The sequence below is a fragment of the Pseudomonas oryzihabitans genome, from assembly GCF_014522265.1.
In the GTDB taxonomy this organism is placed as follows: Bacteria; Pseudomonadota; Gammaproteobacteria; order Pseudomonadales; family Pseudomonadaceae; genus Chryseomonas; species Chryseomonas aestiva.
Genome location: NZ_CP017024.1, coordinates 1,282,114 through 1,301,566, shown reverse-complemented (window position 1 = coordinate 1,301,566; position 19,453 = coordinate 1,282,114). Strand labels below are relative to the sequence as shown.

Sequence of the window (19,453 nt, the reverse complement as noted above, 5' to 3'; positions counted from 1 at the left end):
GCGCGATCCTGGTGCCAGCGTCAATCGGACCTTGGCCTGCTCTCTCTGCCCGGCCCGGTCATAGCCTTAGCAGAGAAACGTATTAAACATTTTGGTCTAGGTAGGTCACGCTTACCTTTCCAAATGGAATATCAGGAAGGTCGCCATGTTTCGCTCCCCTCTCCGACGCTGGCTGGCGCAGGGCGCCGTTCTGCTACTGGCACTCGGGATGCTCGCCCCGGCCCAGGCCGCCGACCAGGTCCTGCGCATCGGCTATCAGAAGGGCGGCGGTCTGCTGGCGGTGCTCAAGGCCCAGGGCACTCTGGAGCAGGCCCTGGGCGCCCAGGGCTATCAGGTGAGCTGGCGCGAATTCCAGGCCGGCCCCCAGTTGCTGGAGGCCCTCAACGCCGGCAGCATCGACGTCGGCTACACCGGTTCACCGCCGCCGATCTTCGCCCAGGCGGCCGGGATCGACCTGGTCTACCTGGGCGCGGAACCGGCCAGCGAGGCGGTGGAGGCCATCCTGGTGCCGACCGCCTCGCCGATCCATGACGTCGCCGGCCTCAAGGGCAGGAAGGTGGCGGTGCAGAAGGGCTCGAGCGCCAACTTCCTGCTGGTGGCCGCCCTGGAAAAGGCCGGGCTGAGCTTCAAGGACATCCAGCCGGTCTATCTGCCGCCAGCCGATGCCCGCGCCGCCTTCGTCAACGGCTCGGTGGACGCCTGGGTGGTCTGGGATCCCTATCTCGCGGCCATCCAGCAGAGCCAGCCGGTGCGCGTGCTCGCCGACTACCAGGGACTGCTGCACGCCAACAGCTTCTATGAGGGTTCCCGCCGTTTCGCCGACGCCCATCCCGCGGCGATCCGGCTATTGCTGGCGGAACTGGCCAAGGCGGGCGCCTGGGCCAATGCCCACAAGCCCGAGGTGACGCGCATCCTGGCTGCCCAGATCGGGCTGCCGGAAACGGTGATCGCCACCTGGCAGGCGCGTACCGGTTATGGCGCGACGGCGCTGACGCCGCAGATCATCGCCACCCAGCAGCGGACCGCGGACATCTTCAAGGCCCAGGGGCTGATTCCCCGGGCGGTGGATGTCAGTCAGGCGGTCTGGCGGGCGCCCTAGGACACCGTTCAAAGTTTCGCGAGCTAGAGCCAGGCAAGGCTAAAATGGCTGAGGAAGCGGAGTTTAGTGGTGCTAAATGAGCATTCCGAAGCCATTTTCAACGCCGGCTGGCCGACGCGTAGCAGACTTTGAGCAGTCTCTAGGCGCGGCGGGGCAGGAGGTAACCCAGCAGAAACATCCCGGCGGCGGCCACCACCACCGAGGGGCCGGCCGGGGTGTCCTGGTACCAGGACAGCGTCAGGCCCAGGCAGACCGCGGCCATGCCCAGCAGGCTGGCGCCACAGGCCATCTGCTCGGGGCTGCGGGCATGGCGCTGGGCGGTGGCGGCGGGAATGATCAGCAGCGAGGTGATCAGCAGCACCCCGACGATCTTCATGGCCACGGCGATGACGATGGCCACCAGCAGCATCAGCGCCAGGCGGATCCAGGTTACCGGCAGGCCTTCGACCTGGGCCAGCTCCTCGTGCACGGTGATGGCCAGCAGCGGACGCCACAGGCAGGCCAGGGCCACCAGCACCACGGCGCTGCCGCCAAGGATCCAGCGCAGATCGGCCGGGCCCACCGCCAGCAGATCGCCGAACAGGTAGCTCATCAGGTCGATGCGCACCTCGTGCATGAACGACAGCGCCACCAGGCCCAGCGACAGGGTGCTGTGGGCAAGGATGCCCAGCAGGGTGTCGGCGGCCAGGCCGCGGCGGCGCTGCAGCACCACCAGCACCACGGCCAGCGCCAGGCAGCCGACGGTGACGGTCAGGGTCGGACTGACATCCAGCAGGAAGCCCACGGCGACCCCGAGCAGGGCGGCGTGGGACAGGGTGTCGCCGAAATAGGCCATGCGCCGCCAGACCACGAAGGAGCCGAGGGGACCGGCGACGAGGGCGAGGGCGAGACCGGCGAGCAGGGCATACAGCAGGAAATCAGCCATGCTTGCAGTGGGCTCCATGGACATGCGGGGTCTTGACCACGCTGCCATGCAGGTCGTGGGCGTGATCGTGGTGATGGTGATAGATGGCGAGGTTGCGCGCACTCTGGCCGAACAGCGCCTGATAGGCCGGATCGCCGCTGACCTGCTCGGGATGGCCGGAGCAGCAGATGTGGCGATTCAGGCAGATCACCTGGTCGGTGGCGCCTATCACCAGATGCAGGTCGTGGGAGACCATCAGCACGCCGCAGCCATGGCGCTCGCGCAACTGGCCGATCAGTCGGTACAGCTCGCTCTGGCCGTTGATGTCGACGCCCTGCACGGGCTCGTCGAGCACCAGCAGCTCGGGCTGGCGAAGCAGCGCGCGGGCCAGCAGCACCCGCTGCAGCTCGCCGCCGGAAATGCTCTGCAGGGGACTGTCGATGACGCCCTCGGCGCCCACTTCACCCAGGGCGGCCAGGGCACTGGCGCGATTCACGCCCGGCACCAGGCGCAGGAAGCGCAGCACCGACAGTGGCAGGGTGGCATCCACCTGCAGCTTCTGCGGCATGTAGCCGATGCGCAGCCGCGGGCGACGCCAGACACTGCCGCGATCGGGCGTGAGCAGGCCGAGCACGCTGCGCACCAGGGTGGTCTTGCCGGCGCCATTGGGGCCGATGAGGGTGACGATGCGGCCGGGGTCCAGGGTCAGGCTGACCTGGTCGAGCACCGCCTGGCCGGCAAAGGTCACGCCGACATCCTGCAGCCGGATCAGCGCCTCGCTCATGCCTGCTTCCGGCAGGCGGCGCACTGACCGACCACTTCCACGGTCTGGCCTTCCACCTGGAAGCCCACGGCGCTGGCGCCGTCGAGGATGGCCTGGTGCACCGCCGGCTGTTCCAGCTCGATGCTCACCTGACAGCTGCGGCAGATCAGGAACTGGCCCTGATGGGCCTCGCCGGGATGGTTGCAGCCAACGAAGGCGTTGAGCGAGGCGATGCGGTGCACCAGGCCGTTCTCGACCAGGAAATCCAGCGCCCGGTAGACGGTGGGCGGCGCGGCACGGCGGCCGTCCTGCTCGCTGAGCACGGCCAGGATGTCGTAGGCGCCAAGCGGCTTGTGGCTTTGCCAGACCAGCTCCAGCACCCGCTTGCGCAGGTCGGTGAGGCGCACGCCGGCGCGGCTGCAGAGTGTGTCGGCCTCGGCCAGCGCGTGGGCGACGCAGCGCGAATGATCGTGGGGCCGGAAGGCCAGGGGGGCGTCGGACATGAAACAGTACCTTGGGAGCCAGGACGTTATTATATTGCACCTCTCTTAAGAATCGGGATTTTCACGTGCCGCGCCTCCTACCCCTCGTCGCCTCCCTGCTGCTCGCCTGCACCCTGCTGCCCGCCCAGGCCGAGGTGAAGGTGCTGACCAGCATCAAACCCCTGCAACTGATCGCCGCGGCCATCCAGGACGGCGCCGGCCAGCCGGCCGTGCTGCTGCCACCGGGCGCCTCGCCGCACCATTACGCCCTGCGGCCCTCGGACCTGCGCCAGGTGCGCGAGGCCAACCTGGTCTACTGGATCGGCCCGGATCTGGAGACCTTCCTGCCGGCGGTGCTCAAGGACCGCCAGGGTCCCAACCTGGCCATCCAGGAATTGCCCGGCCTGCACCTGCGCCGCTTCGGCGCAGAGCATGCGGACGCCCATGACGACGATCACGGCGATGAGCACGATCACGATCACGATCACGAGCACGGTGATGAACAGGGCGGCGAACCGGAATACGCCCACGACCACGACCATCGTCCGGGCAGCCTGGATGCCCATCTCTGGCTGAGCCCGGCCAATGCCCGGGTGATCGCCACCCGGCTGGCCGCCGACCTGAGCCAGGCCGATCCGGCCAATGCGCAACGCTACGCAGCCAACCTCAAGACCTTCGAAAGCGCACTGGCCGCCAAGGACCAGAGCCTGCGCACCCAGCTGGCGCCGCTGGCCGGCAAGCCCTATTTCGTCTTCCACGAGGCGTTCGACTATTTCGAGGAAGCCTATGGCCTGAGCCATCGTGGCGTCTTCGCCCTGGGCGCCGACGTCCAGCCCGGCGCCCGTCACGTGGCCGCCATGCGCGAAGAACTCAAGGCCGCCGGCCCGACCTGCGTCTTCACCGAGCCGCCGCTGCAGCCAAGGATCGCCACCACCCTGAGCAGCGGTCTGCCGGTGACCCTGGTGGAACTCGATCCCCTCGGCGCAGGCATCCCGGTCGGTGCTCAAGGCTATGCCCAGCTCCTGCAGACCGTGGCCGACACCCTGGGCGGCTGCCTGGGCAAGCTGCCCTGAACCCCTGCCGGGCGACGGATCGGCAACCGCTGCCATCCGTCGCTCTCGGGCCACTTCGCGGCCGTTCAGCTTGCGTTCAGGACGAGTTCAGGCAGCGTTCAGGGCCATTGGCCTAATCTGCAACTGTCAGATCAGAAACGCCGAGGTCGCCCGGACATGTTCACCCTAGCGCAGCTCCCGCTACGGCAGATCGTCCGGACACTTCGACCCGACCTGGCGATGTTCATCCTTGTAACTCCACTGCAGGGTCACCAAGTCAGCTCTGGTCCCCTGTAGCCGTCTCGCGACGGAGCCGTCCCCCAACGGCAGTTTCCGATCCCCATGAAGTGCTCCTTACCTCTCCAACTGGAGAGGTTTTTTTTGCCTGGAATAAAGTGAGTGACCCCGTCCATGCCTCACCCGCGCTCGCCGTCAGCCCGCCAAAGCCGCCATAATCGGTGCCGGGGCGTCGCTGCGCGCAGCGTGAGCTACGTGCGGTCGCAGCCACAGAGAGTCCCGTTAGCTGTTCAGGAGTCTGCATGAAGATCCTCGTCGTCGAAGACGAAAACCTGCTGCGCCACCACCTCAAGGTGCGTCTGGGTGAAGCCGGTCATGTCGTCAATGCCGTGGCCGATGCGGAAGAAGCGCTCTACAGCGCCCGCGAATTCCACCACGATCTCGCCATCATTGACCTGGGCCTGCCCGGCATGAGCGGCCTTGATCTGATCCGTCAGCTGCGAAACCAGGGCGCCACCCTGCCGATCCTCATCCTTACGGCCCGCGGCAGCTGGCAGGACAAGGTCGAGGGCCTCGGTGCCGGGGCGGACGACTACGTGGTCAAGCCCTTCCAGTTCGAAGAGCTGGAGGCGCGCCTCAATGTGCTGCTGCGCCGCTCGGCGGGCTTCGTCCAGCCGAGCATCCGCGCCGGCTCGCTCAAGCTGGACCTGGGCCGCCAGCAGGCCTTCAACGAAGAACAGCCGCTGCAGCTGACCGCCTACGAATACCGGCTGCTGGAATACCTGATGCGCAACCACCAGCAGGTGATCACCAAGGAGCGGCTCATGGAGCAGCTCTACGACGATGACGGCGAGCACGACAGCAACGTCATCGAGGTGCTGGTCGGCCGCCTGCGGCGCAAGCTGGAGGCCAGCTGCCAGATGCAACCCATCGAAACGGTCCGGGGCCGCGGCTACCTGTTCACCGAGCGCTGCCAGTGATCCGTTCCTTTCGCGTGCGGCTGCTGCTCAGCGCGGCGCTGCTGGTGATCGTCTGCCTGGCGCTGATCGTGCCGGCGATCCGCAATGCCTTCGACCGTACCGTGGAAAACTTCGTCGCCGCGCGGCTGGAGGCCAACGCCAACACCCTGATCGGCGCGGCGCGGGCCATCGACGGGCGCCTGGCGATGCCGGAGATGATCGCCGAGGAGGTCTTCGACCGACCCGGTTCGCCGATCCTCGGCTATGTCTACGACCAGAACGGTCGCCTGCTCTGGCGCTCGCGCTCGGCGATCAAGGAGCGGCCCAACTACCGGCCGACCTTCGACGGCGGCGGGGTCAAGCTGGTCAAGGCCACCGATGACCAGGGCCAGGGCTTCTTCGTCTTCGATCGCGAGGTGCTGCTGGGCAATCCGCCGGTGGCCGGCTTCAGCGTGGTCACCATGCAGCCGGCCGAGGAATACGAACGGCTGCGCGCGACCTTCGTGCATCAGGTGATTCTCTGGCTGGTCGGGGTGCTGGGTGCGCTGCTGGTATTGCTGGCCCTGGTCATGCAGTGGAGCCTGAGACCGCTGCGCCGCCTCAGCCAGCAGCTGGACGCGGTGGAAACCGACCAGCGCGAGCTGCTCGACGAAAAGAACGTGCCCAGCGAGATCAGCCGCCTGATCCGCTCGCTCAACCGCCTGCTCGATCACGAACGGCTGCAACGCGAGCGCTACCGCGACACCCTGGGCGATCTGGCCCACAGCCTGAAGACCCCCTTGGCGGTGTTGCAGGGGGTGACCGAAGAGTTGCGCCGGCAGCCGCAGCTGGATCAGGAGGTCGGCACGCTGCAGACCCAGATCGAGCGCATGAACCAGCAGGTGATGTACCAGTTGCAGCGGGCCACCCGCCAGGGCGGCGCGGTGCTCAGCCGGCCGCTGGAACTGGCGCCGCTGCTGGACTCCCTGTTCAGCACCCTGGACAAGGTCTATGCCGAGAAACGCGTTCAGGCCGAAATGGACCTGCCGCCGAATCTAAGGGTGCAGGCCGAGGAAGCCGCCATGCTGGAGGTGTTCGGCAATCTCCTGGAAAACGCTTATCGGCTCTGCCTGACCCAGGTGCGGGTCAGCGCCCGCCGCCATACCGAGCACTGGGTGCTCGACATCGAGGACGACGGCCCGGGCATCCCAGCCGAACGGCGCGAAAGCGTGCTGCGCCGCGGCATGCGCATGGACAGCCGGCACCCCGGGCAGGGCATCGGCCTGGCGGTGGTGCAGGACATCCTCGAAGGCTATCGCAGCAGCCTGACCATCGACGAGTCGAGTCTGGGCGGCGCTCGTATCCGCTTCCGCCTGCCGGCGGCGATTTCCCCGGAGCGGCCTTCCTTGGTGCACAATGGCGCCAGGACGTGACCCATGGGTCATGGCTTGCGTCTGCTCCTGATAGTGAAATTCTGTCTGTAAGGACCCCGGCATGAGCCGCGACTGCCGTCACCTCGAATCCCTGTTGCACCACGATATTCCCATCACCAAGGCCCTGGGCCTGGAAGTCCGCGACTGGAGCGAGCAGCGCCTGCAGCTGCATGCCCCGCTGGATGCCAACATCAACCACGCCAGCACCATGTTCGGCGGCAGTCTCTATTGCGTGGCCGTGCTGGCCGGCTGGGGCTGGCTGTACCTGCGCCTGCGCGAAGCCGGCATCGAAGAAGGCCACATCCTCATCCAGGAAGGCCAGATCAGCTATCCGCGGCCCATCACCGCCGACGCCCTGGCCTATGGCGAACCGCCCGAAGCCCGCGCCTGGGAACGTTTCGAGACCACCTTCCGCCGCCGCGGTCGCGCGCGCATCACCCTGCAGTCGCGCATCGTCACCGAGAGCGGCGAGGATGGGGTGCGCTTTACCGGTCAGTACGTGCTGCACCGCTGACAGCGGGCGCGGCATGCAAAAGGGCGACCCTGGGGTCGCCCTTTTTTTGTGGCCGTTCCCCGGCTAGCCGTGGGGGTGCGGCTCGGACTTCGCCTGCTGGGCGGTATTGGTGTCGGGCAGGTTGTCCGGCGGCACGGCCAGGGCGCGCAGGGCGCCGGACATAATCTCGCTGAAGGTCGGCGCCGAGACCAGGCCGCCGAAGTAGCCTTCCTTGGTCGGGGTATCCAGCATCACCGCCAGCACCAGCTTGGGATCGGCCGCCGGCGCCATGCCGACGAACATCGAACGATAGGCGTGCTCGGTGTAGCTGCCGGAGCCGGCCTTGCGCGCGGTACCCGACTTGCCGGCCACGTGATAGCCGGGCACCCGGGCGCGGATCACGCCGCCGTCGTCTTCCACCACGTGGTTGAGCATCATGCGGATGCGCCGGGCGATGGTCGGGTCCATGGCCTGGACACTCTGCTGCTTCTGGTCCTTGAGCAGGGTCAGGGGCGTCAGCTGGCCATCGTTGGCGATCACCGAGTAGGCCTGGGCCAGTTCGGCGACGTTGACCGCCAGGCTGTAGCCAAAGGACATACTGGCCGTGGCGATCTGCGACCACTTGGTGTGGCCGGGCAGGTAGCCTGCGTTCTCGCCCGGAAAGCCCAGCGCCAGGGGATTGCCGAAGCCGACCCGGCTGAGCTGCTCGTAGATGGGCAGCGGCCCGATCTGCAGGGCCACCTTGCTCATGCCGATGTTGGACGAGTTGAGCAGCACCCCGGTCATGGTCAGCACGCCGCGCTTGGCCACGTCGTGGATGGTATGGCCGTCGATGGTCATCCAGCCCGGCGCCACGTCCACGGTGCTGTTCTCGTTGAACTTGCCCGAGGCCAGGGCCACCGACATGCTGAACGGCTTGATCACCGAACCGGGCTCGAAGGCGTCGGTCAGGGTGCGGTTGCGCATGTTGGGGATCTGCAGGGTGGCGCGGTTGTTGGGGTTGTAGGAGGGGAAATTGGTCATCGCCAGGATCTGGCCGGTCTTGGGATTGACCAGCACCGCCGACCCGGACTGGGCGCCGAACTTCTCCACCGCGGTCTGCAGGGCGCGATAGGCGATGAATTGCAGGCGCAGGTCGATGGACAGGGCGACGTCCTTGCTCGGTCGCGGCTGGCGCACCACGCGGATGTTCTTGACCACCGAGCCGCGCGGATTGATCAGCACCTCGCGCACGCCGCCCTTGCCGGCCAGCCAATCCTCGAAGCCCAGTTCCAGCCCCTCCTGGCCATGGCCGTCGATGTTGACCATGCCGATCACCTGGGCCACCAGGTCGGAGCTGGGGTAATAGCGCTTGTATTCCTTGATCTGGCGGACCCCGGGAACGCCGAGGGCCATGATGTTCTCGCCGTCGATGGGCGACAGCGCCCGGGCCAGGTAGAGGAAGTGCTTTTCCGGATGGCCGAGGATCAGGTTGCGCAACTCGGCTTCGGGCTTGTGGATGGCCTGGGCCAGGCGCCCCAGCTGGTCGGCGCTGTCCTGCATCTCGGCCGGATTGCACCAGATGGTCACCACCTCGGTGGAAACCGCCAGGGGCGCACCGTTGCGGTCGGTGATCATGCCGCGGGTGACCGGAATGGGAATGTGGCGCACCGAGCGGCGGTCGCCCTGGTCGCCGAGGAAGGCGGCGTCGATCAGCTTGAGGTAGGTGATGCGGCCGGCGACCACGCAGGTCAGCAGGATCAGCACGGCGACCACGACATAGAAGCGATAGCGGGGTGCGGCCGTCATGGCGGCTCCTGCGCGAGAAAGGGGCTTGGGCATGGTCACAACTGGTTACAACCGTCAGGGACGCGCATGGTAACTGGTCCAGCCATCGGCCGGAAACCGCTGGGCGGTCCGGGGCGGTACACTGCGCACATGAGCGACATCCCCCTGCACGACCTTTCCACCCCTACCGTGACCTGCGAGAGCTGTCAGGCCTGGTGCTGCCGCCAGGAAGTCCTGCTGTTCGACGATGCCGGCGTGCCTGCCCGCTACATCGAGGAAGACTGGACCGGCACCCGCATGAGGCGTCTCGACGACGGCTGGTGCGCGGCCCTGGATCGCGAGCAGATGAACTGCAGCATCTACGAGGTGCGCCCCTGGGTCTGCCGGATCTTCGACATGGCCGGCCCGGAATGCCTGGAAGAACGGGCGGACATGAAAAGGGCAATGGAGAGCGGTGATTTCTGAGCGCTGCCCTAGCCGTGATCAGGTATGTAGGGTGGATAACGGCGCCAGCCTTATCCACCTGGTAGTGGTGAGCGAGCCTGTGGAAAACGCTGCGCGGTTTTCCACGCTAAAGGGCTGATCCCGACTTTTGCCGGGGTATGGAGATGGGCGCCTGCTCGGATAGCCCCCTCTCCCCTAGGGAGAGGGTTGGGGTGAGGGCGCCCCTCGCCACGAGGCCCAGTGGAAAAGGCTGCGCCGTTTTCCAGGCTACTGCTCTGAATGGCGGTGGGAGCGCGGCCTAACGCAGCTTCTGCGGCTTGTAGGCGCAATAGTTCGGGCGCGGGCCGACCCTTGGGTGGTTGCGGCAGGTTTCCGGGCGCTGGTCGTAGATGGTGCACAGCCGCGTCTTGGGATGCAGATAGATGCAGTCGTTGTTGGACAGCCGCACCAGGGTGAACAACCCGGTCTTGGCATTGAGGCGTTCGACCACGCCGTCCTTCTTGAGCCGCTTGGCGATGTCCTTGAGCGGCTCGCCCTTCTCGAATTCGTCCACCACGCCCATGCGGATCAGATCGGACAGGCGGGCCTCCACCGGCAGGGTGCAGCAGCTGGACACGCAGTCCAGGCACATGGCCTTGTCGTAACGGATCCAGGTTTCGGTGCGATCGAGATCGGCACCGAGAATGCGCAGTATCTGAGCCATGGCTTACTCGGCGAAGGTGACCTGACCATTGGCCAGGGAGGCGACACGGGCCAGGGATTCGACGCGATAGCCCTGGGCATCCAGTTCGGCGCGACCGACCTGGAAGGACTTCTCGATGACGATGCCCAGGCCGGCGACCTGTGCCCCGGCCTGACCGATGATGGAGATCAGCGCCTTGGCCGCCTTACCGTTGGCAAGGAAGTCGTCGATGATCAGCACCCGGTCGTCGGACGACAGATGCATGGTCGAGACGGCTATGGTGCTCTCGGTCTGCTTGGTAAAGGAATAGACACTGGCGACCAGTAGATTGTCGGTCAGGGTCAGCGACTGGTGCTTGCGGGCGAAGATCACCGGCACGCCCAGCTCCAGTCCGGTCAGCACCGCCGGGGCGATCCCCGAGGCTTCGATGGTCACGATCTTAGTAATGCCGGCGTCGGCGAAGCGGCGGGCGAACTCCTGACCGATGTCGCGCATCAGCGCCGGATCGATCTGGTGGTTGAGGAAGGCATCGACCTTGAGCACCTGCTCGGAGAGTACTTGGCCTTCGCTGCGAATCTTGGCTTTGAGGCGTTCCACGCGGACGGTCCTTTAACGGCAACGCCCGGGCCTGAGTACAGGACCGGGTCTGGGAATACGGGAGGGCGGCGATTGTGCCCTATCTTTCAAGAAAGTCGTTAGTTTGCCGACAAATCGTCCTATAGGTATCCGCAACGGATAGCCGACGCTTGCCGGTGGCTGGCACAGGAGTGGTCGAACATGGGTGTTTTGTTGTCACCGGGGATTCGCGTGCTGAGCCAGTTCGGCTTCGCCCGCAAGTTCGCCCTGCTGCTGGTGCTGTTCATCCTGCCCCTGGCGGTCAGTCTCTGGCTGCTGGGCGCCGATTTCCAGGCCAAGCTGGCCACCGTCAGTGGCGAGCGCAGTGGCGTGCGGCTGCTGCAACGGCTCGACGCCGTGGAGGAAGAACTCACCCTCCGGCGCAACCTGACCGCGCGCTGGAAGGCGATCGACACCAGTCGCCAGGAGACGCCGGCCGTTCAGGCCGCCATCGCCGCCCTGGAAAGTCGCAACGACAGCCGGCGCGAGCGGCTCGCCCTGCTTGAACAGCAACTGGGGATCGAAGGGGCCGGCGCGGATGTACAGGCGCGCTTCAAGACCCTGCAGCAGGCGCTCGCCGGGCTCGAGGTCGCGGATCTGCGCGGCCTGGGCTGGTGGCCGGACGGCTACGACAGATTCACCGCCGCCCTCGGTGCCGTCCAGGCGCTGCGCGAGGAAATCGCCCTAGACAGCGGCCTCATCCTCGATCCCTGGATGGAAACCTATCTGCTGATGCAGATCGGCACCACCCAGTCGGTCGAGTTGTACGAACGCCTCGGCCGCCTGGCCAGCGTCGGCCAGGCCAGTGTGGTCTCCGGCCAGTTCAGCCTGCAGAGCCGCCTGCAGCTGCGCGACCTGCGCGCGCGTGTCGGCGACTCCAGCGAAAGCCTGGCCAAGGTCGCCGTCCTGCTCGGCAACAAGCTGCCCGCCGACATGGCCGGCTGGAAGGACGACTACCAGAAGGTCAGCAGCCAACTGGACGCCAGTCTCAAGACCCTTGATCAGGGGGTATTCGGCGGCGAGATCACGCTCAGGCCGGAGCAGTTCGAAGCCACCCTGGACGGCGTCCTGCAGGGGCTGCAGACCTTCCGCCAGCAGACCCTGAAGAACCTGGATCAACGGCTGCAATACTATGGCGCCGATGCCGTGCGCAGCTTTGGCGCCATTGCCGCCGGCTTCGGTCTGCTGCTGGTGGTGACCTGCTATCTGCTGCTGTGCATGCAGGCCGCCATTCGTGGCAGCGCCCGGCGCATCACCACCCTGGCCGAAGGCCTGCGCGACGGCGATCTGACCCGCTCGGCGCAGGTGAGTGGCCAGGACGAACTGGCCGAGATCGGGCGCGCCCTGGACCTGGCCGTGGTGCAGTTGCGGGGCAGCCTGCAGGCGGTCGAACAGGAGAGTCGCCAGGTGGGCACGGCTTCCGGCGAGCTGGGTCAGCAGGCCGAGGCGGCGCTGGGCGCCGTGGAGGCCCAGCGCCAGCAGATCACCCAGATCGCCACCGCCGCCACCGAACTGGCCGCCACCGCCCAGGGCGTGGCGCGGAGTTGCGAAGAGGCCGCCGGCCGTGCCGAGCAGATGCGCGGCATCGCCGAAGCCAGCCAGAGCGACAGTCGTCAGACCACGGCCAGCATCCAGCGCCTCAACCAGCGCCTGGACGAGACGGCGGCGGCCATGGCCCAGGTCAATGCCCAGGCCGGGCAGATCCAGCAGGTGGTGGACGTCATCCGCGGCATCGCCGAACAGACCAACCTGCTGGCGCTCAACGCCGCCATCGAGGCGGCCCGGGCGGGTGATCAGGGAAGGGGATTCGCGGTGGTCGCCGATGAGGTGCGTTCGCTGTCGCAGCGCACCCAGGCCTCCACGGCGCAGATCGCCGGGACCGTCGGCAGCCTGAGCGGCACCGTGGCCCAGGCCGTGTCCCTGATGCAGGATGCCTGTGGCCAGGCCGCCAGCGACGCCCAGTCGATCACCGGACTGGGACGGCGACTGGAAGAGATCGCCGAGTCGGTACAGGGCGTCTCCGACACCCTGGTGCAGATCGCCACCGCCGCCGAACAGCAGGCGGTCACTGCCGATCAGGTCAGCGGCAACATCCAGCAGGTCGATGGGGCCGCGGCCGATCTGCTCGGCAACGCGCGCACGGTACAGAGCACGGCGGTGGGGCTGGAGGCGGGCAGTCGCACCCTGACGGCCAACACCACCCGTTTCCGCCTGGGCTAGAACGCAGAAGGGGCGCCTCTCAGGGCGCCCCTTCCAGTCACGGAATGGCTGATCAGGCGCGGGTATCGAGCAGCCGGCCCAGGGTTTCCTGCGAGGTCTGCATGACCTTGGTACCGGCCAGCGCCTGGTACTTGCCGACATCCAGATTGACCAGTTCGCTGGCCAGATCGGCCTGGCTGTTGGTGGTCGCGCCCAGGGCTTGCTGCTCGTTGCGCGCCGTCTGGGAGGCGAGGGCGGCACCGGCCTTTTCGACCGTGCGGCTACCGTTCTGGTAGGCCTGCACCCCGGCATAGAGCGAATTGCTTGAAGTCACGTTCATGGACAGGGTCCTCGACGGTGATGTCAAAGGGCTATTGAAGCAGCTTTGACGCCAAAGAACCAGCAGTCCGTGTCGCCGCCTGTGTCCGGCTATTGCCGGATGGTCGCCTGGTTGCCCTGGCCGCTCTGGCGCAGATCAAGGCCGTTGCCTGGGCTTGCCTGACTGATCGAGGCGTACTGGCCAGCGCCCTGCTGGCTGGCGCTGACCCGGGCATCGCTGGCCAGCCCCGCCTGCAGGAGATGGCCGTCGCCCACCTGCTCGACGCCGAGTTCGACGTTGTCGCCCACCCAGACCGCACTGATCTCGTTGTCGTTGCCCTGGGCAGCCAGGGTCAGGTGGGAATCGTTACCGCCGATCAGGACGCCGGCGCTGTTGCGCTGGCCCTGCTGTTGCAGTTCGAGGCGATTGCCATTGCCGGTCACGCTCGCCTGGACCGCGTTGTCGTCGCCCCGCTGGCGCACGCTGACGCTCTGGGGGCGATCGGCGCGGCTGTTCTGCTGCACCGCCGCGCTGTTGCGCTGGCCGATCTGGACCAGCTCCCCGTCCTGCTGTCGCGTGCTCTGGCGAATCGTCGCCCGGTTGTCGTTACCCCGCTGCTCGACCACCGCCCGATTGGCACCGCCGCCCTGCAGCAGCTCGACCTCGTTGCGCGCGCCCAGGCTCAGTACGTCCTGGACATGATCGTCGCCCACCTGCCTGAGTCGCGCGGCGCTGTCGCGACCGTCCTGGAACAGATTCAGTCCGTTGCGCTCGCCCTGCTGCTCGATGCGCAGCCGCTGATCGTCACCGCCCTGGCGTACCAGGGCTTCGTCGAGCAGGCCGCGCTGGACGATGTCCACCGTGTTGCGCTGGCCATGGCCCTGATAGACATAGGCGTGGCTCTGGCTGGCCTCGCGCTGGTCAATGAGGACCTCACGCGCACCGCCGGCCGCCTGGGTGACATTGGTGAAGTTGCCGACGCCGCCCTGCTCGACGCGGGTACGGTCGCCCTGGGAGGCGCTCTGGGTGAGATAGGCCTGGCTGGCACGACCGCTCTGGCTGACCTCCAGGGTGCCCTGGCGGGTATCGGGTTCCTGGCTAAGGAAGGCGCCGAGGCGCTCGCCGCGCTGCTCCACGAGGGTCTGGTTGTCCAGCGCCCAGGCATGGCTGGTCAGGCCGAGCAGGCCCAGGCAGGTCAGGAACTTGAAGGTAGGCACTGGGGCGATCCGGCAGCGGTAGACAGGGCAGTCTGCCGCCGGCCTGGCCCTGCGGCCATCGCCCGAAAGACTGATATCAGCCCGGCAGGCGCAGGTGCGCGGCGACCGCGGCGGGAGTGGCCGCGGCCAGGTGCGGCACCGTGCCCAGGCAGGGCGCCGGCAGGCGTTCGTGCAGGGTGGCGAGGTTGTCGTCCAGGCGCAGGGTGGCCGGGGCCACCAGATTGGCCACCCAGCCGGCCAGTGGCAGGCCGTCGGTGAGGATGGCCTCGGCGCTGAGTAGGGCATGGTTGATGCAGCCCAGGCGTACCCCCACCACCAGGATCACCGGCAGACCCAGCTCGCGGGCCAGATCGGACAGGGACTCGCGGCCGGCCAGGGGCACGCGCCAGCCGCCGGCGCCTTCCACCAGGCTGAAATCGGCCTGCAGCGCCAGGATCCGCCGCACCGGCGCGGCCAGGGCGGCGACGCTGAGGTCGATGCCGGCTTCGCGGGCCGCCAGGTGCGGGGCGATGGCGGGTTCCAGGGCGATGGGATTGATGTCGCTGTAGCCGAGCGGCAGCGAGGTCTCGCCGAGCAGCGCCAGGGCATCGCCGTTGCGCAGCCCCTCGGCGGTGCGCTCGCACCCGGAGGCCACCGGCTTGATCCCGGCGGTGGCGAGGCCCTGCAGCCGGGCTCGGTGCAGCAGCCCGGCGGCGATGGTGGTCTTGCCGATCTCGGTGTCGGTGCCGGTGACGAAATAGGCGGGCATGGCGGTCATTCCTTGCGCAGCAGGACGTGGATCACCTGGTAGGTGGCGGGCAGGCCGGCGGGCTCGCGCAGGCCCTCGTAGGCCTGGGTGAAGGCGGCCAGGCGCTGGCGCCCGGTGAGGCCCTGGGGGCGCCCCTGGTTGAGGTTGTGTGCGCCGATGGCCTTGAGGTGCTGGGTCAGGGCGCGCAGATCGGGGAAGTGCAGCCGCTCGGGTGCGACCTCCAGCGTCAGCACCTGCAGGCCGCTGGCCTGGGCGGCTGCGGCATAGGCCGCCTGCTGACGGAAGCGGTTGACGTGCACCTGGTCGTCCACCCGGGCCCAGCTCTGGCGCAGTTCGTCGAGGGTGCCGGCGACCAGGCTGCTGAAGGCCAGCACACCGCCTGGCCGCAGGATGCGGCGCGCCTCGGCGAGCACGGCGGGCAGGTCCGGGCACCACTGCAGGGCCAGACTGGAGAGGACGAGATCGCAGCAGGCGTCGCGCAGCGGCAGGCGTTCGGCGTCGGCGGTCAGGTAGTGGCCGGCACCGGCGCCCTGTGCACGGGCATGGCGGAGCATGCCGGGCGCCAGGTCCAGGGCCAGGCCTTCGGCCTGCGGATGGCGCTGGGCCAGGGCGCGGCTGCAATAGCCGGTGCCACTGCCCAGATCCAGCCAGCGTTGCGGATGCAGAACGGGTAGCCGGGCGAGCAGGCCGTCGGCAACCCGGCGCTGCAGCAGGGCGGCGCCGTCGTACTGCGCGGCGGCGCGGGAAAAGGACAGCGCCACCTGGCGCTTGTCGGGCAATACGTCAGCCATCGCGTCCTGCATAGATGAATTCACGGATACGGGTGGCCACCTCGTCCGGGCGCTCCAGGGGCAGGCCATGGCTGGCGTGCTCCAGGACCTCGACCTGGGCGTTGGGCAGTTCGTCGCGCAGGGCCTGGGCGGCGCTGGCCGGGACCAGGGCGTCATGGGCGCCGAACAGGTGCAGCTGGGGACCGCTGAAGGCCTGCAGGGCGGCGCGGGTGTCCAGGCGCGCCAGCAGCTCCAGACCGGCGATGACCACCTCGGGGTCGATCTCGGGCAGGGTCACCTGCAACTGGCGGGCAAGGGTGCGGCTGTCGCGCGCGCCCTGGGCCACCAGCAGGGTGAAACGCCTGAGGGTCTGGTCGGCGTCCAGCGAGCAGGCCTCGAAGAAATCGGTGAAGACGCTGCGCGCCATGGCAGTCTGCCAGCCGGCGCGGGCGACGAAGCAGGGATTGCTGGCCAGGGTGATGAGGCCGTGCACGCCCTGGGGGCGGCGCAGGGTGAATTCGCTGGCGAGCATGCCGCCCAGCGACCAGCCGGCCAGCCAGCCGCCCTCGGCGATGCGGGCTTCCAGGTCGGTGAACCAGGCCTGGGTGTCGGTCAGGGTCGGCAGCGGTTCGATCAGCACGTCGAGAAAGGGTGCCTGCTCGACGAGTTCGTCACGCAGGGGCTCCAGCGGAGCGTTGCCCAGGCCCCAGCCGGGCAGCAAGATCAGGGTATCGCGCATGGGTCGGTCACTTATCCGCGTCAGGCGGTAATTCGGCCATGGCCTGGGCCAGAGCGTCGAGCAAGAGGTCCACGTGCGCTTCGCGATGGGCCGCCGTCAGGGTTACCCGCAGGCGGGCACTGCCGGCCGGTACGGTGGGCGGTCGGATGGCGGTGACCAGGATCCCGCGTCGGCGCAGGGCGGCGGAGAGTGCGAGGGCGCGCGCGCTGTCGCCGACCAGGATGGGCTGGATCGGCGTGGCGCTGAGCATAAGGTCCAGGCCGAGAGCCGTCGCGCCCCTGCGGAATCTCTGGATCAAAGTGTGCAGAAGCTCACGGCGCCAGCCTTCCTCACGGACGAGCTGCAGGGCGGCGAGGGTGGCGCAGGCCACCGCCGGCGGCTGGCTGGTGGTGTAGATGTAGGGCCGGGCGAACTGGATCAGGGTCTCGATCAGCGCTTCGCTGCCGGCGACAAAGGCCCCGGCGGTGCCGCAGGCCTTGCCCAGGGTGCCGACCAGCACCGGGACCTGACTCTGGTCCAGGCCGAAATGCTCGACGATGCCGCCACCGCTGGCGCCCAGGGTGCCGATGCCGTGGGCATCGTCCACCAGGGTCCAGGCGCCGTGACGCTGGGCGACCTGGCAGAGTTCGGGCAGGGCGGCCAGATCGCCATCCATGCTGAAGACCCCGTCGGTGACCACCAGGGTGTCGCCTTCGGCCTTGGCCAGGCGCGTGGCCAGGCTGGCGGGATCGTTGTGCAGATAGCGGCCGAAACGCGCGCCGCTGAGCAGGCCGGCATCGAGCAGGGAGGCGTGGTTGAGGCGGTCTTCCAGCACCGTGTCGCCACGCCCGACCAGGGCGGTGACCGCCGCCAGGTTGGCCATGTAGCCGGTGGAGAACAGCAGGGCGCGCGGCCGCCCGGTGAGTTCGGCCAGGGCCTCTTCGACCTGGTGGTGCGGACCGCTGTGGCCGATCACCAGGTGCGAGGCGCCACCCCCCACCCCCCAGCGCTCGGCGCCCGCGCGCAGGGCGGCGATCACCTGGGGGTGATTGGCCAGGCCCAGGTAGTCATTGCTGCAGAAGGCCAGCAGGGGTTCGCCATCCACCACCACCTCGGGGCCCTGGGGCGCTTCCAGCAGCGGGCGGCGCCGATAGAGGTGCTCGGCGTGACGCTGGGCCAGGCGGGCGGCGAGGTCGAAGGCCATGGGGTTCTCGATCAGGTGGCAAGGCCCCTCACCCCAGCCCTCTCCCAGGGGGGGAGGGGAAGAGCAGGAGGGAGCGCGGGGTCAGGCGGTGGCGGCGTCGTAGAAGAGTTCGCCGTTGCGCTGTTCCACCAGGGCCTGCTCGATGGCGGCCTGGTGCACCTCGTCGGCGTGCTCTTCGCGGGCTTCGGGCTGGATGCCGAGGCGGGCGAACAGCTGCATGTCCTTGTCGGCCTGGGGGTTGCCGGTGGTCAGCAGCTTTTCGCCGTAGAAGATGGAGTTGGCGCCGGCCAGGAAGGCCAGGGACTGCATCTGCTCGTTCATCTGCTCGCGACCGGCGGACAGGCGCACATGGGACTTGGGCATGAGGATGCGCGCCACCGCCAGGGTGCGGATGAAGTCGAAGGGATCGACGTCCTTCTCGTCGGCCAGCGGGGTGCCCTGGACCTTGACCAGCATGTTGATCGGTACCGACTCGGGATGCTCGGGCAGGTTGGCCAGCTGGATCAGCAGGCCGGCGCGGTCGTCCACCGACTCGCCCATGCCGAGGATGCCGCCGGAGCAGATCTTCATCCCGGCTTCGCGGACGTAGGCCAGGGTCTGCAGGCGCTCGCCGTAGGTGCGGGTGGTGATGATGCTGCCGTAGAACTCCGGCGAGGTGTCCAGGTTGTGGTTGTAGTAGTCGAGGCCGGCGTCGGCCAGGGCGCGGGTCTGCTCCTGGTCCAGGCGGCCGAGGGTCATGCAGGTCTCCAGGCCCAGCGCCTTGACGCCCTGCACCATCTGCAGGACATAGGGCATGTCCTTGGCGGACGGGTGCTTCCAGGCGGCGCCCATGCAGAAGCGGGTGGAGCCGATGGCCTTGGCCTCGGCGGCCGCCTCCAGCACCTTCTGCACCTCCATCAGCTTTTCCTTTGCCAGGCCGGTGTTGTAGTGACCGGACTGGGGGCAGTACTTGCAGTCTTCCGGGCAGGCGCCGGTCTTGATCGACAGCAGGGTGGAGACCTGCACGCGATTGGGATCGAAGTGCTGGCGATGCACGCCCTGGGCCTGGAACAGCAGGTCGTTGAAGGGCTGCTGGAACAGGGCGCGGACTTCGGCGAGAGTCCAGTCGTGACGCAGGGCGGTAGCGCTCATGGGAGATCCTCGATGCAGGGGGCGGCCGGGTGCCGGAGCGGGGCCGGTGAGTGCGGTCGACCTTAGCCGAAGTCTGGGTTGACTACTGCTCATAAAATGAGCAATTGCCGGATTTTTTGCAGGGAGATTGATGGAGTCGTAGGTTGGATTGAGCGCTAGTGGAGCCCAACAAGGCTGGCACGGTGCTGGTTGTTGGGCTTCGACGGTGGAGCCGTCTCAACCCAACCTACGCGCTAAC

General features: G+C 67.8%; 20 protein-coding genes. 7 read left to right on the top strand and 13 right to left on the bottom strand.

The window, feature by feature from the left end; all coding sequences use genetic code 11:
* Window positions 1-145 precede the first annotated feature (145 nt).
* Window positions 146-1,099, top strand: a complete 954-nt coding sequence (locus BGI51_RS06055; protein ID WP_187980586.1) for an aliphatic sulfonate ABC transporter substrate-binding protein — start codon at window positions 146-148, stop codon at window positions 1,097-1,099.
* Window positions 1,100-1,238: 139 nt separating this feature from the next.
* On the opposite strand, the gene znuB is transcribed toward BGI51_RS06055, so the two are convergent.
* Genes znuB through BGI51_RS06040 form a run of 3 tightly spaced genes read right to left on the bottom strand, consistent with a single transcriptional unit; the run spans window position 1,239 to window position 3,269 of the window.
* On the bottom strand, window positions 1,239-2,024 hold the full coding sequence (znuB, locus tag BGI51_RS06050) for a zinc ABC transporter permease subunit ZnuB (protein WP_133860006.1): 786 nt from the start codon (window positions 2,022-2,024) through the stop codon (window positions 1,239-1,241).
* Window positions 2,017-2,787, bottom strand: a complete 771-nt coding sequence (znuC, locus tag BGI51_RS06045; protein WP_187980585.1) for a zinc ABC transporter ATP-binding protein ZnuC — start codon at window positions 2,785-2,787, stop codon at window positions 2,017-2,019. Before znuC ends, znuB begins: the two co-directional genes overlap by 8 nt.
* A complete protein-coding gene (locus BGI51_RS06040) occupies window positions 2,784-3,269 on the bottom strand; it encodes a Fur family transcriptional regulator (RefSeq protein WP_133860004.1) in 486 nt (161 codons plus the stop codon). Before BGI51_RS06040 ends, znuC begins: the two co-directional genes overlap by 4 nt.
* 65 nt (window positions 3,270-3,334) lie before the next feature.
* Here BGI51_RS06040 and znuA point away from each other — a divergent pair, with 65 nt between their 5' ends.
* The 4 genes from znuA to BGI51_RS06020 all read left to right on the top strand — a co-directional run bounded on the left by znuA (window position 3,335) and on the right by BGI51_RS06020 (window position 7,422).
* Window positions 3,335-4,321 (top strand): zinc ABC transporter substrate-binding protein ZnuA, encoded by a 987-nt coding sequence (gene znuA, locus BGI51_RS06035; RefSeq protein WP_187980584.1) that lies wholly within the window; start codon window positions 3,335-3,337, stop codon window positions 4,319-4,321.
* A 518-nt stretch (window positions 4,322-4,839) separates the two neighbouring features.
* Window positions 4,840-5,517 carry a response regulator transcription factor gene (locus tag BGI51_RS06030; RefSeq protein ID WP_007159882.1) on the top strand — a complete coding sequence of 226 codons (678 nt, stop codon included), beginning with the start codon at window positions 4,840-4,842 and terminating at the stop codon, window positions 5,515-5,517.
* Window positions 5,514-6,908 (top strand): ATP-binding protein, encoded by a 1,395-nt coding sequence (locus BGI51_RS06025; protein ID WP_133860002.1) that lies wholly within the window; start codon window positions 5,514-5,516, stop codon window positions 6,906-6,908. The genes BGI51_RS06030 and BGI51_RS06025 overlap by 4 nt, the downstream gene beginning before the upstream one ends.
* Window positions 6,909-6,969: 61 nt before the next feature.
* On the top strand, window positions 6,970-7,422 hold the full coding sequence (locus BGI51_RS06020; RefSeq protein ID WP_017642321.1) for a thioesterase domain-containing protein: 453 nt from the start codon (window positions 6,970-6,972) through the stop codon (window positions 7,420-7,422).
* 63 nt (window positions 7,423-7,485) lie between these two features.
* Here the strand turns inward: BGI51_RS06020 and BGI51_RS06015 are convergent, their stop codons facing one another.
* Entirely contained in the window at window positions 7,486-9,189 is a 1,704-nt protein-coding gene (locus BGI51_RS06015) for a peptidoglycan D,D-transpeptidase FtsI family protein (protein ID WP_187980583.1), read from the bottom strand.
* A 129-nt stretch (window positions 9,190-9,318) separates the two neighbouring features.
* Here BGI51_RS06015 and BGI51_RS06010 point away from each other — a divergent pair, with 129 nt between their 5' ends.
* On the top strand, window positions 9,319-9,633 hold the full coding sequence (locus tag BGI51_RS06010) for a YkgJ family cysteine cluster protein (RefSeq protein ID WP_187980582.1): 315 nt from the start codon (window positions 9,319-9,321) through the stop codon (window positions 9,631-9,633).
* A gap of 277 nt (window positions 9,634-9,910) precedes the next feature.
* On the opposite strand, the gene BGI51_RS06005 is transcribed toward BGI51_RS06010, so the two are convergent.
* Both BGI51_RS06005 and BGI51_RS06000 read right to left on the bottom strand, forming a co-directional pair.
* Complete coding sequence (locus tag BGI51_RS06005; protein WP_093255091.1) at window positions 9,911-10,315, bottom strand: YkgJ family cysteine cluster protein; 405 nt, start codon at window positions 10,313-10,315, stop codon at window positions 9,911-9,913.
* Window positions 10,316-10,318: 3 nt separating this feature from the next.
* A complete protein-coding gene (locus tag BGI51_RS06000; protein WP_044343057.1) occupies window positions 10,319-10,891 on the bottom strand; it encodes a xanthine phosphoribosyltransferase in 573 nt (190 codons plus the stop codon).
* Between the two features lie 180 nt (window positions 10,892-11,071).
* On the opposite strand from BGI51_RS06000, the gene BGI51_RS05995 reads away from it, so the two are divergent.
* Window positions 11,072-13,129, top strand: a complete 2,058-nt coding sequence (locus BGI51_RS05995) for a methyl-accepting chemotaxis protein (RefSeq protein WP_187980581.1) — start codon at window positions 11,072-11,074, stop codon at window positions 13,127-13,129.
* A 52-nt stretch (window positions 13,130-13,181) separates the two neighbouring features.
* Here the strand turns inward: BGI51_RS05995 and BGI51_RS05990 are convergent, their stop codons facing one another.
* From BGI51_RS05990 to bioB, 7 genes are all read right to left on the bottom strand, one after another.
* The gene (locus tag BGI51_RS05990; RefSeq protein WP_187980580.1) at window positions 13,182-13,448 is read right to left on the bottom strand and encodes a hypothetical protein; all 267 of its coding nucleotides are present in this window, start codon (window positions 13,446-13,448) and stop codon (window positions 13,182-13,184) included.
* 89 nt (window positions 13,449-13,537) lie between these two features.
* Window positions 13,538-14,644 carry a hypothetical protein gene (locus tag BGI51_RS05985; protein WP_187980579.1) on the bottom strand — a complete coding sequence of 369 codons (1,107 nt, stop codon included), beginning with the start codon at window positions 14,642-14,644 and terminating at the stop codon, window positions 13,538-13,540.
* A 76-nt stretch (window positions 14,645-14,720) separates the two neighbouring features.
* Window positions 14,721-15,392, bottom strand: coding sequence for a dethiobiotin synthase (gene bioD, locus BGI51_RS05980; protein ID WP_187980578.1), 672 nt, complete (start codon window positions 15,390-15,392; stop codon window positions 14,721-14,723).
* A 5-nt stretch (window positions 15,393-15,397) separates the two neighbouring features.
* Window positions 15,398-16,195, bottom strand: coding sequence for a malonyl-ACP O-methyltransferase BioC (gene bioC / locus BGI51_RS05975; protein WP_187980577.1), 798 nt, complete (start codon window positions 16,193-16,195; stop codon window positions 15,398-15,400).
* The gene (locus BGI51_RS05970; RefSeq protein ID WP_187980576.1) at window positions 16,176-16,901 is read right to left on the bottom strand and encodes an alpha/beta fold hydrolase; all 726 of its coding nucleotides are present in this window, start codon (window positions 16,899-16,901) and stop codon (window positions 16,176-16,178) included. The genes bioC and BGI51_RS05970 overlap by 20 nt, the downstream gene beginning before the upstream one ends.
* A 7-nt stretch (window positions 16,902-16,908) precedes the next feature.
* A complete protein-coding gene (gene bioF / locus BGI51_RS05965; protein ID WP_133862047.1) occupies window positions 16,909-18,084 on the bottom strand; it encodes an 8-amino-7-oxononanoate synthase in 1,176 nt (391 codons plus the stop codon).
* 81 nt (window positions 18,085-18,165) lie between these two features.
* Window positions 18,166-19,215 carry a biotin synthase BioB gene (gene bioB, locus BGI51_RS05960; protein WP_187980575.1) on the bottom strand — a complete coding sequence of 350 codons (1,050 nt, stop codon included), beginning with the start codon at window positions 19,213-19,215 and terminating at the stop codon, window positions 18,166-18,168.
* Window positions 19,216-19,453 lie beyond the last annotated feature (238 nt).

Bases quoted from the DNA above. Each gene is read 5' to 3' on its own strand.
- BGI51_RS06055 (WP_187980586.1), top strand. From the start codon at position 146: ATGTTTCGCTCCCCTCTCCGACGCTGGCTGGCGCAGGGCGCCGTTCTG.
- znuB (WP_133860006.1), bottom strand. From the start codon at position 2,024: ATGGCTGATTTCCTGCTGTATGCCCTGCTCGCCGGTCTCGCCCTCGCC.
- znuC (WP_187980585.1), bottom strand. From the start codon at position 2,787: ATGAGCGAGGCGCTGATCCGGCTGCAGGATGTCGGCGTGACCTTTGCC.
- BGI51_RS06040 (WP_133860004.1), bottom strand. From the start codon at position 3,269: ATGTCCGACGCCCCCCTGGCCTTCCGGCCCCACGATCATTCGCGCTGC.
- BGI51_RS06030 (WP_007159882.1), top strand. From the start codon at position 4,840: ATGAAGATCCTCGTCGTCGAAGACGAAAACCTGCTGCGCCACCACCTC.
- BGI51_RS06020 (WP_017642321.1), top strand. From the start codon at position 6,970: ATGAGCCGCGACTGCCGTCACCTCGAATCCCTGTTGCACCACGATATT.
- BGI51_RS06015 (WP_187980583.1), bottom strand. From the start codon at position 9,189: ATGACGGCCGCACCCCGCTATCGCTTCTATGTCGTGGTCGCCGTGCTG.
- BGI51_RS06010 (WP_187980582.1), top strand. From the start codon at position 9,319: ATGAGCGACATCCCCCTGCACGACCTTTCCACCCCTACCGTGACCTGC.
- BGI51_RS06005 (WP_093255091.1), bottom strand. From the start codon at position 10,315: ATGGCTCAGATACTGCGCATTCTCGGTGCCGATCTCGATCGCACCGAA.
- BGI51_RS05995 (WP_187980581.1), top strand. From the start codon at position 11,072: ATGGGTGTTTTGTTGTCACCGGGGATTCGCGTGCTGAGCCAGTTCGGC.
- BGI51_RS05990 (WP_187980580.1), bottom strand. From the start codon at position 13,448: ATGAACGTGACTTCAAGCAATTCGCTCTATGCCGGGGTGCAGGCCTAC.
- bioD (WP_187980578.1), bottom strand. From the start codon at position 15,392: ATGCCCGCCTATTTCGTCACCGGCACCGACACCGAGATCGGCAAGACC.
- bioC (WP_187980577.1), bottom strand. From the start codon at position 16,195: ATGCAGGACGCGATGGCTGACGTATTGCCCGACAAGCGCCAGGTGGCG.
- BGI51_RS05970 (WP_187980576.1), bottom strand. From the start codon at position 16,901: ATGCGCGATACCCTGATCTTGCTGCCCGGCTGGGGCCTGGGCAACGCT.
- bioF (WP_133862047.1), bottom strand. From the start codon at position 18,084: ATGGCCTTCGACCTCGCCGCCCGCCTGGCCCAGCGTCACGCCGAGCAC.
- bioB (WP_187980575.1), bottom strand. From the start codon at position 19,215: ATGAGCGCTACCGCCCTGCGTCACGACTGGACTCTCGCCGAAGTCCGC.